The organism is Nocardiopsis sp. NPDC055879, assembly GCF_053615935.1.
In genome coordinates this window covers 1-1,095 of the sequence record NZ_JBSHCT010000111.1, presented here as the reverse complement: position 1 = coordinate 1,095, position 1,095 = coordinate 1, and the positions used below count along the sequence as shown (strand labels likewise).

General features: G+C 68.7%; 2 protein-coding genes and 1 pseudogene. 1 reads left to right on the top strand and 2 read right to left on the bottom strand.

The annotated features are described in order from the left end of the window. A pseudogene (locus ACWGKS_RS30110) lies at positions 1-313 on the bottom strand (glycoside hydrolase family 15 protein); the annotation flags it as partial. Between the two features lie 51 nt (positions 314-364). Then, positions 365-511 carry a hypothetical protein gene (locus ACWGKS_RS30105; protein ID WP_452456993.1) on the bottom strand — a complete coding sequence of 49 codons (147 nt, stop codon included), beginning with the start codon at positions 509-511 and terminating at the stop codon, positions 365-367. A 241-nt stretch (positions 512-752) separates the two neighbouring features. Between ACWGKS_RS30105 and ACWGKS_RS30100 the strand changes: the two genes are divergently transcribed. Beyond that, positions 753-902 carry a hypothetical protein gene (locus ACWGKS_RS30100; RefSeq protein WP_452456994.1) on the top strand — a complete coding sequence of 50 codons (150 nt, stop codon included), beginning with the start codon at positions 753-755 and terminating at the stop codon, positions 900-902. Positions 903-1,095 lie beyond the last annotated feature (193 nt).

Genomic DNA, 1,095 nt, shown 5'->3' with positions numbered 1-1,095 from the left:
CGTGGGAAGCGCCGACACCGTCATAGTGGGTCCGGTCCGACCAGAGGCGCCAGGCGTCGAGGGTGGTCCTCAACAACGCGTGCCCCTCCCCCGGAGAGACACGGCGTTCGCCGCGCAGGTAGTCCAGGGCGAACACCGCGGTCTCGCTCTCGGAGAGCTCCACCCTGAGCTCGGGGTCCTCTTCGTCGAGGAGGACGAGGGCGCGGTCTCCCGACAACAAGGGCCCGGACGCCTCCTTCAACGCTCCGTCCAGGTGTCGCCACGAGGCCGCGGAACGGCCGAAGTCGGGGCGGGCCTGGAGCCGGGAGCGCACGGACGTACTGCCCGAACGACATTCGATGATCCTGACCAGGAGACCCTCCCGCTACAGGCCCGTGCCCTGCGCCGAGGGACGCACCGCGAGTAGATCGTGACCGACCAGCGTGAGGTCCTCCCCCTCCCAACGGGTCTCCAGGACCAGGCTGTCCTCCACATAGGCACGACCGACGGGGCGTGCCCCCTGTATCTCCATCGTCCATCCGCCCCCGCGGTCGGGGTCCAGGATCCCCGCAGACGACCGCGCCGTCGTGTCCTTACACAGCGATCTGTTCGCGCAGCCCAATCAGCGGCCGGGTCGTCGCGGAGCGCCAGGCGGCCAATCCCCCTCGGCCATACCTACGGCAGACACATGACAGCCATACCTGGCGCTCCTGGGGTCCTCCCGAGCCTACAGACGGTCAGGAACGAACTCCCAGAAGAAAGGTAAGGACCACATGCGGGAGCGGATTCGGAACCGTGGAGTGGTCGTCGTCAGTGGCGTCGGTGCCGGGGTGGGCCGGGCAGTCGTGCGGGAGTTCGCCCGCCGCGAATACGCTCTCGCCCTGCTCTCCCGGGGCGTGGAGGGGTCGTCCCGCGCAGAGTGAGAGACCCGTGAGGCCGGGGTCCGGCGATCTCACGGCGAGTGGACGTGGCGGACGCCGGCCAGGTGCGTGAGGCCGTGGAATGGATCCAGGACACCTTGGGTCCCGTGGACGTGTGGGTGAACGCGGCGTTCGCATCCGTCATCGCCCCCTTCGGGGAGATCGAACCGAACGAATACCACCAGGTCACCGATGT